This window comes from Methylobacterium sp. SD274 (assembly GCF_017355285.1).
GTDB lineage: Bacteria > Pseudomonadota > Alphaproteobacteria > Rhizobiales > Beijerinckiaceae > Methylobacterium.
In genome coordinates this window covers 111,417-124,186 of the sequence record NZ_JADIJP010000008.1, presented here as the reverse complement: position 1 = coordinate 124,186, position 12,770 = coordinate 111,417, and the positions used below count along the sequence as shown (strand labels likewise).

Sequence of the window (12,770 nt, the reverse complement as noted above, 5' to 3'; positions counted from 1 at the left end):
TAGCAGGACGACGGGGGGCTACTCTGCGGCAGCAGCGGCGCGGGGTGGCTCACGCTCGACGGTGCGGAAGTTCTCCAGGTCCGTCAAGAAATTCCGCGCCCACCAATCCACATCTTCACGCGTCATCCGCTCGACCATGGGCTTCCAGCGCTCGATCCGTTCGCCGCGCGGCATGTAGAGCGCCGTGCGGATCGCCTCCGCCACCTCGAACCGGTCATAGGGATTGACCAGCAGGGCCTCGGGAAGCTGCCGGCACGCGCCGGCGAATTTCGACAGCACGAGCACGCCCGGATCGTCCGCCGTCTGGGCGACGATGTATTCCTTGGCGACCAGATTCATCCCGTCGCGCATGGGCGTGACGAGGCCGACGCGGGCGGCGCGATAGAGACCCGCGAGGACAGGACGCGGATAGGCCTTCGTCACGTACTGGATCGGGGTCCAGTTCGGCTCGCCGAGAGCGCCGTTGATCTCGCCGACGGTCTCGTTCACCTCGCGGCTGAGTTCCTCGTATTCCGGCACCTCGGTGCGGGATTTCGGCGTGATCTGGAGGTAGACGACGTTGCCGCGCTGGTCGGGATTCGAGGCGAAGAAGCGGTCCACCGCCTCCATCCGCTCAGGCACGCCCTTGGAATAGTCGAGCCGGTCGACGCCGATGAGAAGCTTGCGGGTGCGCAGGCCCGCCATGGTCTCGCGGACAGTCTTGTTGGCGCCGGCATTCTCCGCCGCCTCTTTGAACCCGGCGACATCGATGCCGATGGGAAAGCTGCGGATGCGCGTCCGGCGCCCATCGACCATCAGCGACCCGCCGCCGAGCGGAATGGCCCGCAATTCGTCGATGAGATTGCGCGACAGGTTGTGGACGTCCGGATCGGTTTGGAGGCCGATCAGGTCGTAATCGGCGATGCCGCGCAGGAGGTCACCGCTGGCGGGCAGCGTGTTGAATACGTCCGCGGCCGGCCACGGAATGTGGTGGAAATAGCCGATGGGGTTGGCGATCCCGAGGCCGCGCAGCTCCGAGGCGAGCGGCAGCAGATGGTAATCGTGGACCCAGATGATGTCGTCAGGCTCGATCAGCTTGGCGAGAGCCCGCGCGAACGTCCGGTTCACACGCTGGTAACCGGCGTAATCCGAACGGGAAAACGCCCCCAGGCCGAGCCGGTAATGCATGATCGGCCAGAGCGCACGGTTGGCGAACCCGCTATAATATTCCCGGTGATCCTGAGGCGACAGGTCGACCACGGCGTATTGAACGCGACCGCGATCGATCAGTTCGGGTTCTTCGGACGGATCCTCGACGACTTTGCCGCTCCAGCCGAACCACAGGCCCTCATAGGACGTGAAGGCCTCCTTGACGGCGACCGCCAAACCTCCCGCGGCAACGGATTTCCCGCTGTCTTCAGGGATGGCCACACGGTTCGATACGATGACAAGGCGTGCCACTCAGCGGGCTCCGGTCCTCAGCGTGCGGCGCACCATGGGCGCACCGGACAAGATGATTCCGACAGTCAACGCGCGTAACCCGGCGGTGATCCGTCGGATACGGCTACGTATGTTGATAATCCGCCGACCAACCTAGCCGACCGCGCCGCCCGCGGCCAGAGTTCAGCACCATGAATGTCGGTTCGGCGGTGGATCGCCGGTCGGTTCGGCGGCTGTCGAGCGCCAGGATGGGCCCGGTCCGGCACCCAACGTAAGCTTAGGTGAATCCCGCCGGGCCGATGGTTCCGACCGTCGGCAGCGCCACCGTCCAAGCATTGCATACGCAGCGCAATCCCTTCGGAACCGCGTCTGTTTCCGTGATGTTGAAGAGCCACAGGTGACACAGACCACAAGTGATCGAGGAGTATGCGCGTGAACGCAAATCAACCCACTGGCCCGGCATCCGCGGCGAACGCCCCCGGGATCGGCTCCGGCGAGGCTGCTACTCCGACCGGCGATTGGCGGACGCTGAAGGGCGATGTCGAGGGCATCGCCGACGTGGCCGTCGAGCGTGGACGGGGATTCGTCGCCGCCGCACGCGCCCATGCCACCGACTATGCCGATCGTCGCAAAGGCGACGCGGCCCAGTCCGTCAACGACCTGGCGCAGGGCCTGCGGGATTCGAGCAAGTCCTTCGAGGAGCAGCCCAACATCAAGGCGTTCTTTGACAGCGCCGCCGAGGGACTCGAACAGCTCGGTTCCTCCATCGAGAACCGCAGTTTCGCCGAGTTCTACGACGAGGCGGAAGCCTTCGCCCGCCGTGCGCCGGTGGCCGTCGCCGTCGCCACCTTCGTGACCGGCTTCGTCGTCTCGCGCTTCATCAAGTCGTCGAGCATCGCGCATGACCGCGATGCCCGCGATTCCTTCCGAAGCTAGGCGGGCGCCATGTCGAACGCCCCTCAATCCAGCATTCAAAGCCTCGTCGGCGATGCCCTGCGCGAGACCAGCGAACTCGCGCGCAAGGAGATGGCGCTCTTTCGCAACGAGATGACGAGCAACGTCCGCACGCTGTTCATCGGCCTCGCGCTGATGGTCGGTGCCGGCGTCTTCGGGGTCGTCGCCCTGTTCGTCCTCGTGGACGCCCTGGTGAAATGGCTCGCGACGGTGGTGCATTCGGAAGCCTTGTCCGCTCTCATCGTCGGAGGCGTGCTTCTGGTCATCGCCATCGTCTTCGCCCTGATCGGGCGGAGCACCATGTCACTCTCCACCCTGGCGCCGACCCGCACGACACGGCAGATGCGCCAGGACGCGCGTGCGTTGTCGGAAAGGGTTTCGGGATGAGTGAATCGTTGAACGATCTCGAGAAGGACATCGAGGCGAGCCGTGCCCGCCTCGATCAGACCATCGATCGCATTCAGGACAGGCTCTCTGTCCCGAGCATCGTCGATGACATGCTGGGCAATGTCCGCCGGACCCCGCTGAGCGGTGCCTATGACGGCGCTCTCGATGCGATACGGCGCAACCCGGTCCCCGTCCTGCTCATCGCGGCCGGCATCGGCTGGCTTCTGCATCGCACCGGCAAGGATCGGCAGACGCTGACGAAGCGTCCGGTCATCGATCCCAACGGTGCGCTGCCGGTGACGCCGGGCGTGGCCGCGAAGGCCTACGACCCCGACCAGCCGACCCGCCAGCCCGTGAAGGACCTGGCCGAAGCAAACCAGATCTGAGCCATCACGGGCCGATCGACACCCGACTGATCCGGCAGCGGCATCGCCGCCCCATCCCCATTCGACAGGAGTCGCATCCATGAGTTCCAGCAGCATTCCGGGCGGGCCGAAGAGCTCCCTCCCCGAGGATATCGCCGTCTCCGCCGGCCTCCCCCACGGCGACGAGACCGCCCGTTCGCTCCACGACATCTCCGACCGCGCGCGCAGCGAAACACGGACCACGGCCGGCGACCTTCGCCACCAGGCCGGCCACCTCGCCGACGATACCCAATCGAAGGCCGAGGGCTATGCCGACCGCGCCAAGGCCGCGGCCCTCGACGCCCGCGACACCGTCAAGGACAAGGCGGAATCGTTGCTCGACCGCGCGTCAGGGACCTACGACGACGCCCGTGAATGGGCGTCGGACGCCCACCGCTCCGGCCGTCGCAGCATCGGCGAGTTCGCCGAGCGTGGAAGCCAGCGCCTCGACCGCGGGAAGACCAATGTCGAGCAGTTCGTCACCGAGAACCCGCTTCTCGTCGGCGTCGTCGGCCTCGCGGCGGGAATGCTCCTCGGTGCCCTGCTTCCCAGGACGCGCCGTGAGGACGAGACGGTGGGACATTGGTCCGACGAGGTGAAGGACCAGGGCATCCGCTACGCCCGCGACTTCGCCGACCGTGGCCGCGAGTTCGTGGAGAGCGCGCTCGACCCAGAGAATCTCAACACCACGACCCAGGGCGGTTCCGAGCCGTTCCGCAAGCCGGATGTGCCGCCGGTGCGCCAGCACTGAGGGCAGGTTTCCGAGCCAAATTTCGCGACGGAAGAGGGGCGGCGCTCGACAGCGCCGCCCCTTTTGTGTTCGGACTGGAGCGAGTGTCGGAATCGGGGTTGCCCCCGGGGCCGACGGAGATTGCGTCGAGCGAGGCCCCGCGACCCGTGTCAGCCCCTCAGCCCCGCCTGCTTTGGTGCGGCGACACTGCAATCACCGTGGAGTTCGGTGAGACGATCGACCCCGAAGCCAATGCGATGGTCCTGGCCTTCGACCGCGCCGTGCGGGATGCCGGCATTCCGGGGCTCGTCGAGACCGTCCCCACCTACCGCTCGCTGACGGTCCATCTCGATCCCTGCGCGGCCGAGCCGAACCGGATCGAAGCCTCGCTCCTCGCCTTGATCGGCGCGGTCTCGACCGAGACGACGCCACGCCGGTTATGGCGCATCCCGGTAGTGTATGGCGGGTCCTTCGGCATCGATCTCGCCGACGTCGCCGCCCATCACGGGTTGAGCGCCGACGAGGTCGTGTCCCGGCATGCCGCAGCCGATTACCGGGTGGCCATGAACGGTTTCCTGCCGGGCTTCGCCTATCTCTCCGGTCTCGACCCGAGCCTCGCTCTTTCACGCCGGGAGAGCCCGAGGCCGGTGACGCCGGCCGGCACCATCTCCATCGGCGGCGTGCAGGCTCTGGTGGCGAGCATCGCCGCCCCGAGCGGATGGCATCTCCTCGGGCGGACCCCCGTGCGCGCCTTCCTGCCGGGCCGCGACCCGGTCTTCCTGTTCGAGCCCGGCGACGCCATCCGCTTCCTGCCCATCGAGCCGGAAAGATGGGACGAACTCGACCGGGCAGCGGGGGCCGGTGAGTGCATCGTCGAATGCGAGACAACGCCGTGACCGGGCGTCTCGTCATCCGCAGATGCCATGGCTCGCTCAGCCTCCAGGATGGCGGACGACAGGGCTACCAGCGCTACGGCCTTTCCGGCTCCGGTGCGATGGACCGCCTCGCCATGGCGACCGCCAACGCGCTGGTGGGCAATGCCCCTGACGCACCGGTCCTCGAATTCGGGCTCGGCGGCGGCCGCTTCGTCATGGAGGCGGAACAGGGATGGTTCGCCTGCGCTGGCGCGCCCTGCACGCTCCGTATCGACGGCGCCCCCCTTGCCGGTCACCGCACCGCGACCCTGGCGCGAGGCGCCGAACTCATCGTGGACCCGCCGCGTGAGGGAGCGTTCGTCTACCTGGCCGTGGCCGGCGGGTTCGAAGCGGGTGCCGTGCTCGGCAGCGTCTCACTCCATCTCCGCGCGGGCATCGGGGGCGTCGAGGGCCGGCTCTTCCAATCCGGCGACCATCTGACCTTCGCCGCGATGGAGAGCACCGCACTGGGTGACCGGACCATTGATGCCGTTCCCCTCGACCGGGACGCGCCGATCCGCGTCATCCTCGGCCCTCAGGCCGAACGCTTCACCCAAGTCGGGATCGACACGCTGCTGGGCTCGACCTTCACCGTGTCGCATCGCGCCGACCGGATGGGATACCAGCTCGACGGCCCGGCCATCGCCCATGGCGCGGGCGGCTACAACATCGTCTCCGACGCCACCGTCATGGGCTCGATTCAGGTGCCGGGCAACGGCCTGCCCATCGTGCTGATGGCGGATCGGCAGACCACCGGCGGCTACCCGAAGATCGCCACTGTGATCTCGGCCGATCTGCGCCGCCTCGCCCAAAGCCGGCCGTGCGATCCGGTCCAGTTCGAGGCCGTCACACTGGCAACGGCACGGGAGGCCGCGCTCAGGCGGCAGCGCGACATCGCCGACCTGCCCGGCCGCCTTCGTCCGCTTGGGGGCTTCGACGCCGAGCGGCTCCTGGGGGCTAACCTCGCCGGTCACGCCGTCGATGCCCTGCGGGAAGGCCCATAAGACGTGACGGCATCCGATCTTACCGAGATCGAGTCGTTCGGCAGTGCGCGACACCCCGATACCGAAGGGCGTCTGTGTGCGGGAGGAGGGCCAGGATGCGAATCGCCGCGTTGATCTTCGGCCTTGTCCTGCTCGTGGCGACGGCCTTCTGGTTCTTCTACCTCGTCCCCCTGGGATGCGCGATGAACACCACCGGCTGCAACGAGCGGTTCACGGTGTGGAGCGGCCTGGGCCTGGTCCATTTCTGGACGCCCTTCCTCATCGCCATCTCGGCGATGGCCTATGGTCTGGGACGGCCGTGATCTTATGTGCCTGGCCGACGAAAGCCGCGTCGGCAGCGAGGGGAAGCCGTCGCCCCCTCGTCTCGTTGAGGCTTTATGGGGCCTGCCATTCGACACCGGCATGCTCGCGGATATCGCCGGGCGCGGACCCGGTATCGGCATCGCTGACCCAGTCGCTCGGCTCGACCACATCGACGATCTCGTCGTCTGGATAGGCCGCGGCGAGAAAGACCTTGGCCTCGCCCTCGGCGGCAGCCCGGACCGTGACCAGAGGGCGAAAACCCTTGGCTGCGCGGATATTGGCGATGAAGAGCTTCGTCATGTGCATTCTCCCGGCCACGCTGACGAGCGCGACACTCGGCTAACGCGGGAAACCTCGATCCGGGCGGGCCTTCGATGAAAATGATAGGCCGTCGCTTGTCGCAGCCCGGAGGCACTTCACCCAAGCTGCGATGCCTGCCCAATTCCCCTCATCCGTCTCGACGCCGCGCGAGCGAGCCGCTATCGGGGCAGGATGAAGCTCGCCGATTGCGACATCCTCATCCTCCCCGGCTACGCAGGCTCGGAAGACGGCCATTGGCAGGCCGGCTGGGCCGCTCGCATGGCCAATGCCCGCATCGTCGAGCAGGAGGACTGGCACCATCCCGAAGCCGGCTCCTGGCGCGCGCGTATCGTCGAGGCGGTGGAGGCGGCGACGCGTCCGGTGATCCTCATCGCCCACAGCCTCGGCGTGGTCGCCTCCGTGCAGGCCGCGCCCGCCTTCCCCGAGGGCAAGGTGCGGGGTGCCCTGTTGGTGGCGTTCCCGGATGTGGAGCAGACGCCGAACCTGCCATCCAGCGTCACGGATTTCGCGCCGGTGCCGCGCGATCCCCTGCCCTTCCCGTCCTTGCTGGTGGCGAGCCGCAACGACCCCTATTGCGCCTATGACCGGGCCGAGGACTTCGCCTATTCCTGGGGTTCCGCCCTGGTGGATGCGGGCGAATCCGGCCACATCAACGTGGCGAGCGGGCATGGTCCCTGGCCCGAAGGGCTGATGCGCCTGGCGGGATTCCTCAAGGGACTCTGATTTACGCCTTCTCGGCCCCACCCATCGGCTTCAGCAGCTCGCCGGCCACGTCCGACAGGCGCGGCGGCTCTTCCCTAACGAAGGGGAGCGGGCGGCAGACGGCCAGGGCGGCGAGGCCGAACCGGGCGGTCATCAGGCCGTTGAGCACGCCCTCGCCGAGCTTCGCCGAGACCCGCGCGGCGATGCCGAGGCCAAGGACCTGCTGGATCATGCTCTCGCCCACCGCCATCCCGCCCGTGACGGTGAGATGCGCGAAGGCGGCGCGGGCAAGACGCAGGAATCCGAGAAAGCCCGGACGCCCGCCATAGATCGTCGCGATCTGACGCAGGAGGCGCACCGCGGCAAAGACCACGAAGGCCACGTCGACGATGGCGCGCGGGCTGAGCGCCGTCACCGCCGAGACCTGCTTGGCGGCCGAGGCGATGGCGTTGCGGGCCTGCCGGTCGAGGGGTTCGAGCAGTTCGTGCTCGGCGAGCCCGATGCGGTCGTCCACGTCGAGAATCGTATCGCCCAGCGCTTTCAGGCGCTGGCGGCCGGCCGCGAGTCCGGTCCTCGTGGCGTAGAGGTCGCAAAGCTCGGCGACCACCGCCTGCGCGCCGGTGTGATCCCGCGTGGCGATAGCCTCGATGGCCTTCGCCCGCAGCTTCTCGATCCGGCGCTCGCGCCAGATGCCCGCGAGCTCGCGCATCACCAGGGCGAGGAAGGCGATGGCCGCGAGGACGAGCAGGGCCAGGGCGACGCCGCCGAGCCAGGGCGCGGCGGAGAACAGGTCCGCGATCATCCGCTCCAGCGACAGGCCGACCGCGAGGGAGACGAGGCCGCCCAAAGCCAGCATCAGCACCGACAACCAGGGCGCCCGGGATTTCGGAGCCACCGGCACGGCGGTGCCGTCCGCCGCCTCGACGATCTCGAACGGCTCTTCGACGATCCGGACCGCGTTCGGCGGCACCGGCGGCGGAACGATGCCCTCCAGGCCCTCGGCCGGCTCGGCGGCGGGGATGCGGAAGGCGCGGGGACGGTTCGGAGAGGTCATGGGCGGACTTTGTCTGAGGCGTAATAGGCAAACCGCGAGACCAGCCTTCCCCCATCCACCCACCTCATCCTGAGGTGCCGAAGCGAAGCGAAGGCCTCGAAGGAGCCCTCCAGTTCGCGCAGGGGAGCCTGGAACCCTCCTTCGAGGCCGCTGGCGCGGCACCTCAGGATGAGGTCGGCGGGCGGGATGGGATGATGGGCGGTGGCGCTCACGTCAGCTTGTCGCCGATGAGGAACTGCATCGCCCGGTCGAGGCGGATCTGCGGCAGGTGGCCGGGGCGGCCATGGGCGTCGGGCCGGATCAGCGGGGGGCGGAAGCGGGGAAAGCGGAGCGATCCGGGCGGGACCGCGCCGTCGAGGACGGATTCGGGTCGCGAGGGCAACTCACCGGGGAACACCGCCGCCTCGCTCCGCCCGTCGAAAATCTCGTCGCCCACATGCTCGCCCGCCTCGGGCGTTCCCGAGACCGCACGCAGGGTCATGCCGTCATCGTGGACGGTGGTCTCCCGCGTCGCCCGCACGGAGGCGAGGGCGACGGTGCCGACGCGAGCGCCGGCCGCCTCGGTCCGGCGCATGGCGCGAGAGACGAGGAGCCGCAGCAAAGCCTCCAGGCGGTCGTGGCTGGTCTGGTGCAGGTGATCCGCTTTGGTGGCCGCGAACATGATGCGGTCCGCCCTCGGCGCGAACAGGCGCGACAGGATGGTGTTGCGGCCGATCCGGAAGCTGAGGAGCACGGTGTCGAGCGCCTCTTCCAATTCGGCGAGGGCGGCCGGCCCGGCATCGACGGCGGCGAGCACGTCCACGAGGACGATTTGCCGGTCCACCCGCTGGAAGTGGTTACGGAAGAACGGCTCCACGACCTTGGCCTTGTAGGCCTCGAACCGCCGCTCCATGAGCCCCGCGAGGCTATTCGGGACGATGGTCTCCGGCAGCGCGTCGAGGGGCGCGAAGGTGAGAGCCGGCGATCCGGCCAAGTCACCGGGCATGAGGAAGCGGCCCGGCGGCGTGGTCGCCACCGATTCCGGCCCGGCGCGCAAAGCGGTGAGATAGGCGGTGAAGGCGATGCTCGCCCGCTCGGCCACGACCTCGTCGAGGGGGCCGGACGGGTCGAGATCCTTCAGCACCGACAGCCAGGGCGCCGCGATGGCGGCACGCCCGGTGCGGCGGGTGCCCGCGATGGTGGCGGCGGACCATTCCGCGTAGCTCTGGTCGATCAGGGCGAGGTCGAGGAGCCATTCGCCGGGATAATCCACCACGTCGAGCATCAACGTGCCCGGCCCGGAGCGCCAGCCGCCCTTCCGCTCGTATTCGATAGCGAGGCGGAACTGGCTGATCCGGTCGGTGGAGCGTGGCCACAGGCGCTGCTCCGTCAGGGCCGCGAAATGATCCTCGTAGGGAAAGCGCGGAATGTCGTCGTCGGGTTGCGGCACGAGGCGGGCCCGGCGCAGCCGTCCCTCATGCGCCGGGGCGAAGGCCGGCAGGGCATGGGTTTCCACCAGATGATGGATCAACGCGGTGGTGAACACCGTCTTGCCCGACCGCGCGAGACCGGTGACGCCGAGCCTCAGGGTCGGCTGGATCAGGAGATCGCTCGATGCCTCGGCGAAGGCCTGGATCGCGGAGCCCGCGCGCGAGGCGAAGCTGATCATGAAGCGAGGGTCTCGTTTGGCCGGAGGGGGAGGATGGGTGGCGAATGCAGGGGTGAGGTGGCGCGCGCGTCAAGCGAACGCAAGAACCGGACGCGTCATCGGTCCACCGCGCCGGGATCGACTTGGCCAGGATCGACCTGGGCGGCGGCGAGCCGTTCGATTGCGGCCTCGACCAGATCCGGCCCCGCCCGCAGCACGCCGAGTTCCACCGCCGACATGGCGAGCATCACCGGGGCGAGACGGGGCGAGGGCCGACCATCCGCATCGAACAACGCCAGATCGTCCTCGATCTTAAGGCCGACGCTGGCGGCGATCCGGGTGGCGTAATTGCGGATGCGGACCTCGTCGTTCCCGCAGAGCGGTGCCGGTGCCGCCAGATCCTGCAGCCGCAGACCCGGCAGTCCGGCGGCGAGGGCGGGCAAAGCCGCGGATTCCGCCGCGAACCGGTCCGCCAGCCGGGCGGACGGCGATGTCGCCCCGGTTTCGGACGGACTCGCGATGATCGGGGTGATCGCCGGACGGCCGATCGTCTCGGCGGCCCCCGCGACACGGACGGGCCTCGGCTTTTGCGCGCCCGCCATCCTCGCCAGCGGCGACCAGGGCTGAACCCGTAGCGGCCCGCCCCGCGCGACCATGCGGGGCTTGCGCATTCCTCCCCGTGCATGGCGGGCGAGGTAGCGGGCGCGCAGGGTCTTGCCGAGACCGAGCGGTGCGAGACCAGTGGAGACCTTTCCGCCCGAAACCCCGGCGCTCGAAACAGCGCATTCCGCCGGCGCCCATCGACGGACGATGGACAGGGCGTTGCGGCGGCCGAACTCGCGGTAATAGCGCCGGAGCAGGGAGGCCGCCGCATCGGCGCCGTCGCCGGCTTTGGCAAACCCGGTATGCCCCTCCGCATCGCTGCCGATCTCGCCCCGCCAGCGGGCGCTCTTGATGCACCAGTAATTGTTGAGCTTGACGCAGCGCGCCACGAAAGCGGGCGGGACTGGCGCGTAGCGGGCGACCAGGGCCAGCGAAGCGGGACGCAGGGCCGTCCCCGCTTCCGCCCGCCAATTCGACACCGCCCGCTCGCTGGCGAGAAAACCCGGGGCCTCGGAGGGAGGAGCAACCATCGCCACGGCCGATTCCGCGCGAGCGACGCCGGACTTCATGGCGTCGAGGCCGATACCCATGCGCGGCATCAGGGATGTCAGGACGAGAAGTGTGGTGACGAACACGGGATCAGCGGTGGCGGGCCATGGCACTGAGCAACGGCCCAGCCGGTGATCCGTTCAATCTCTCCCCATCGCCTCAGGCGGCGTCGTCGCGGTCGAGACCCTTGGGCGTGACGAACCGTTCGAGCCGGCCCGCGCCGGGGCGGAACTCGGTCCAGGCATCGCCCTCGATATCGATGATGGCGAGCGCCGCGGTCGGGAATTCCACCGAGAGCCGCGCCCTCGCCTCGCGGGGGCCGTCGCCCACGAGATCGAGGGAGAGATCCTGCAGCCCGGGATTGTGCCCGATCATGAGCAGGGTCCGGATTTCGGCCGGCGTCGCCCGGATGACCTTGAGCAGCGCGCTTTCCGGCGCTTCGTAAATCGCGTCGACGATCTCGACCTCGGGATTGCCGAGGGCGGCGAACATGCCCTCCCAAGTCTGTCGCGTCCGCAAGGACGGAGAGACGACGACCTTCTGGGGGATCAGATTCTGCGCCGCCAGATAGGCCCCCATCTGCGGCGCGGCCTTGAATCCGCGTGGGTTCAGCGGACGGTCGATATCGCGCACGCCCGGCGAACGGTCGGACTTGGCGTGGCGCAGGAGCATCAGGCGGCGCATGGAGGATGGACCTTACTGGAAGCCGACGACGGGGTGCGGCGTGTAGAGCGATTCGAGGGCGGAGATCTCGTCGGCATCGAGCGCGAGGTCGAGCGCCGCCACGGCATCGGTCAGGTGGGTGGGTTTCGACGCCCCGATGATCGGGGCGGTGACGATCGGTTTCTGGATCACCCAGGCCAGGGCCACCTGCGCCCGCGACACGCCTCGCGCTTGCGCGATCTCCGCCACCTTGCCGACGATGGCCCGGTCCGCCTCCTCGGCGGAGGCGTAGAGCCGCTTGCCGACCTCGTCGGAATCCTGGCGCGCGCTGCGCTCGTCCCAGTCGCGGGTCAGGCGCCCGCGCGCCAGCGGGCTCCAGGGCAGGACACCGATGCCCTGATCCGCGCAGAGCGGCAGCATCTCGCGCTCCTCCTCGCGGTGTAGGAGGTTGTAATGGTCCTGCATCGTCGAGAACCGGGTCCAGCCATGGAGATCGGCGGTGAACAGGGCCTTGGCGAATTGCCAGGCGTACATCGAGGACGCGCCGATATAGCGGGCCTTGCCGGCCTTCACCACGTCGTGGAGGGCCTCCATCGTCACCTCGATGGGGGTGCCGTAATCCCAGCGGTGGATCTGGAAGAGATCGACATGGTCGGTGCCGAGCCGCTTCAGGCTGGCATCGATGGAGGCGAAGATCGCCTTGCGGGAAAGGCCGCCGGCATTGGGCTGGTCCTTGAGCGGATAATAGCATTTCGTCGCGAGCACGACGCTGTCGCGGTCGGCGAAGTCCTTGAGGGCACGCCCGACGATCTCCTCGCTGGTCCCGTCGGAATAGTAATTCGCCGTGTCGAAGAAGTTGATGCCGAGTTCGATCGCCTGCCGGATGAGCGGGCGGCTCTCCTCCTCCCGCATGGTCCAGGGATGGGGGCCGCGCTCGGGAATGCCATAGGTCATGCAGCCGAGGCAGAGCGGCGACACGTCGAGGCCGGTCCGGCCGAGTTTCTTCATCTTCATGGACAATCCTCCGATGACATGTCGGCCCTATCCGGGCCTGCCTTCGCTCACCCCAAGGCCCGGCCTCGATGGCGACGCCCTGGTTCATGTCCCCGCGTCATCCTGGGGCCGCGTAGCGGAGC

Annotated in this window: 16 protein-coding genes; 8 read left to right on the top strand and 8 right to left on the bottom strand. The window is 68.4% G+C overall.

Going from position 1 to position 12,770, the window contains the following annotated elements:
* Window positions 1-18 precede the first annotated feature (18 nt).
* Window positions 19-1,440, bottom strand: a complete 1,422-nt coding sequence (locus IPV08_RS09690) for a trehalose-6-phosphate synthase (RefSeq protein ID WP_056426081.1) — start codon at window positions 1,438-1,440, stop codon at window positions 19-21.
* A gap of 405 nt (window positions 1,441-1,845) precedes the next feature.
* Here IPV08_RS09690 and IPV08_RS09685 point away from each other — a divergent pair, with 405 nt between their 5' ends.
* The 7 genes from IPV08_RS09685 to IPV08_RS09655 all read left to right on the top strand — a co-directional run bounded on the left by IPV08_RS09685 (window position 1,846) and on the right by IPV08_RS09655 (window position 6,114).
* Window positions 1,846-2,355: a hypothetical protein gene (locus tag IPV08_RS09685; protein WP_156467727.1), complete on the top strand. Its 510-nt coding sequence runs from the start codon at window positions 1,846-1,848 to the stop codon at window positions 2,353-2,355.
* 9 nt (window positions 2,356-2,364) lie between these two features.
* Entirely contained in the window at window positions 2,365-2,760 is a 396-nt protein-coding gene (locus IPV08_RS09680) for a phage holin family protein (RefSeq protein WP_056426085.1), read from the top strand.
* A complete protein-coding gene (locus IPV08_RS09675) occupies window positions 2,757-3,146 on the top strand; it encodes a DUF3618 domain-containing protein (protein ID WP_207411692.1) in 390 nt (129 codons plus the stop codon). Before IPV08_RS09680 ends, IPV08_RS09675 begins: the two co-directional genes overlap by 4 nt.
* Before the next feature lie 79 nt (window positions 3,147-3,225).
* Window positions 3,226-3,915, top strand: coding sequence for a hypothetical protein (locus IPV08_RS09670; protein WP_207411691.1), 690 nt, complete (start codon window positions 3,226-3,228; stop codon window positions 3,913-3,915).
* Between the two features lie 146 nt (window positions 3,916-4,061).
* Window positions 4,062-4,790, top strand: a complete 729-nt coding sequence (pxpB, locus tag IPV08_RS09665; protein ID WP_207411690.1) for a 5-oxoprolinase subunit PxpB — start codon at window positions 4,062-4,064, stop codon at window positions 4,788-4,790.
* The gene (locus IPV08_RS09660) at window positions 4,772-5,812 is read left to right on the top strand and encodes a biotin-dependent carboxyltransferase family protein (RefSeq protein ID WP_207411689.1); all 1,041 of its coding nucleotides are present in this window, start codon (window positions 4,772-4,774) and stop codon (window positions 5,810-5,812) included. Before pxpB ends, IPV08_RS09660 begins: the two co-directional genes overlap by 19 nt.
* A gap of 95 nt (window positions 5,813-5,907) precedes the next feature.
* Window positions 5,908-6,114: a hypothetical protein gene (locus tag IPV08_RS09655; protein WP_207411688.1), complete on the top strand. Its 207-nt coding sequence runs from the start codon at window positions 5,908-5,910 to the stop codon at window positions 6,112-6,114.
* 73 nt (window positions 6,115-6,187) lie between these two features.
* On the opposite strand, the gene IPV08_RS09650 is transcribed toward IPV08_RS09655, so the two are convergent.
* Window positions 6,188-6,415 carry a hypothetical protein gene (locus IPV08_RS09650; RefSeq protein ID WP_056426098.1) on the bottom strand — a complete coding sequence of 76 codons (228 nt, stop codon included), beginning with the start codon at window positions 6,413-6,415 and terminating at the stop codon, window positions 6,188-6,190.
* A 192-nt stretch (window positions 6,416-6,607) separates the two neighbouring features.
* Here IPV08_RS09650 and IPV08_RS09645 point away from each other — a divergent pair, with 192 nt between their 5' ends.
* Window positions 6,608-7,159 (top strand): alpha/beta hydrolase, encoded by a 552-nt coding sequence (locus tag IPV08_RS09645; RefSeq protein ID WP_056426103.1) that lies wholly within the window; start codon window positions 6,608-6,610, stop codon window positions 7,157-7,159.
* 1 nt (window position 7,160) lies between these two features.
* Here the strand turns inward: IPV08_RS09645 and IPV08_RS09640 are convergent, their stop codons facing one another.
* The 6 genes from IPV08_RS09640 to IPV08_RS09615 all read right to left on the bottom strand — a co-directional run bounded on the left by IPV08_RS09640 (window position 7,161) and on the right by IPV08_RS09615 (window position 12,648).
* The gene (locus IPV08_RS09640) at window positions 7,161-8,192 is read right to left on the bottom strand and encodes a TIGR01620 family protein (RefSeq protein ID WP_207411687.1); all 1,032 of its coding nucleotides are present in this window, start codon (window positions 8,190-8,192) and stop codon (window positions 7,161-7,163) included.
* Window positions 8,189-8,404 (bottom strand): hypothetical protein, encoded by a 216-nt coding sequence (locus tag IPV08_RS09635; protein ID WP_207411686.1) that lies wholly within the window; start codon window positions 8,402-8,404, stop codon window positions 8,189-8,191. The genes IPV08_RS09640 and IPV08_RS09635 overlap by 4 nt, the downstream gene beginning before the upstream one ends.
* Window positions 8,401-9,840, bottom strand: coding sequence for a YcjX family protein (locus IPV08_RS09630; RefSeq protein ID WP_207411685.1), 1,440 nt, complete (start codon window positions 9,838-9,840; stop codon window positions 8,401-8,403). Before IPV08_RS09630 ends, IPV08_RS09635 begins: the two co-directional genes overlap by 4 nt.
* Before the next feature lie 95 nt (window positions 9,841-9,935).
* Window positions 9,936-11,057: a hypothetical protein gene (locus tag IPV08_RS09625; protein ID WP_207411684.1), complete on the bottom strand. Its 1,122-nt coding sequence runs from the start codon at window positions 11,055-11,057 to the stop codon at window positions 9,936-9,938.
* A gap of 73 nt (window positions 11,058-11,130) precedes the next feature.
* Window positions 11,131-11,655 (bottom strand): histidine phosphatase family protein, encoded by a 525-nt coding sequence (locus IPV08_RS09620; protein ID WP_207411683.1) that lies wholly within the window; start codon window positions 11,653-11,655, stop codon window positions 11,131-11,133.
* Between the two features lie 12 nt (window positions 11,656-11,667).
* Entirely contained in the window at window positions 11,668-12,648 is a 981-nt protein-coding gene (locus IPV08_RS09615) for an aldo/keto reductase (protein WP_207411682.1), read from the bottom strand.
* Window positions 12,649-12,770 lie beyond the last annotated feature (122 nt).

Excerpts from the sequence above, each read along its gene's own strand:
- IPV08_RS09675 (WP_207411692.1), top strand. The coding sequence starts at position 2,757 with ATGAGTGAATCGTTGAACGATCTCGAGAAGGACATCGAGGCGAGCCGT.
- IPV08_RS09630 (WP_207411685.1), bottom strand. The coding sequence starts at position 9,840 with ATGATCAGCTTCGCCTCGCGCGCGGGCTCCGCGATCCAGGCCTTCGCC.
- IPV08_RS09645 (WP_056426103.1), top strand. The coding sequence starts at position 6,608 with ATGAAGCTCGCCGATTGCGACATCCTCATCCTCCCCGGCTACGCAGGC.
- IPV08_RS09640 (WP_207411687.1), bottom strand. The coding sequence starts at position 8,192 with ATGACCTCTCCGAACCGTCCCCGCGCCTTCCGCATCCCCGCCGCCGAG.
- IPV08_RS09615 (WP_207411682.1), bottom strand. The coding sequence starts at position 12,648 with ATGAAGATGAAGAAACTCGGCCGGACCGGCCTCGACGTGTCGCCGCTC.
- IPV08_RS09680 (WP_056426085.1), top strand. The coding sequence starts at position 2,365 with ATGTCGAACGCCCCTCAATCCAGCATTCAAAGCCTCGTCGGCGATGCC.
- IPV08_RS09650 (WP_056426098.1), bottom strand. The coding sequence starts at position 6,415 with ATGACGAAGCTCTTCATCGCCAATATCCGCGCAGCCAAGGGTTTTCGC.
- IPV08_RS09670 (WP_207411691.1), top strand. The coding sequence starts at position 3,226 with ATGAGTTCCAGCAGCATTCCGGGCGGGCCGAAGAGCTCCCTCCCCGAG.
- IPV08_RS09660 (WP_207411689.1), top strand. The coding sequence starts at position 4,772 with ATGCGAGACAACGCCGTGACCGGGCGTCTCGTCATCCGCAGATGCCAT.
- IPV08_RS09620 (WP_207411683.1), bottom strand. The coding sequence starts at position 11,655 with ATGCGCCGCCTGATGCTCCTGCGCCACGCCAAGTCCGACCGTTCGCCG.
- IPV08_RS09685 (WP_156467727.1), top strand. The coding sequence starts at position 1,846 with ATGCGCGTGAACGCAAATCAACCCACTGGCCCGGCATCCGCGGCGAAC.
- IPV08_RS09655 (WP_207411688.1), top strand. The coding sequence starts at position 5,908 with ATGCGAATCGCCGCGTTGATCTTCGGCCTTGTCCTGCTCGTGGCGACG.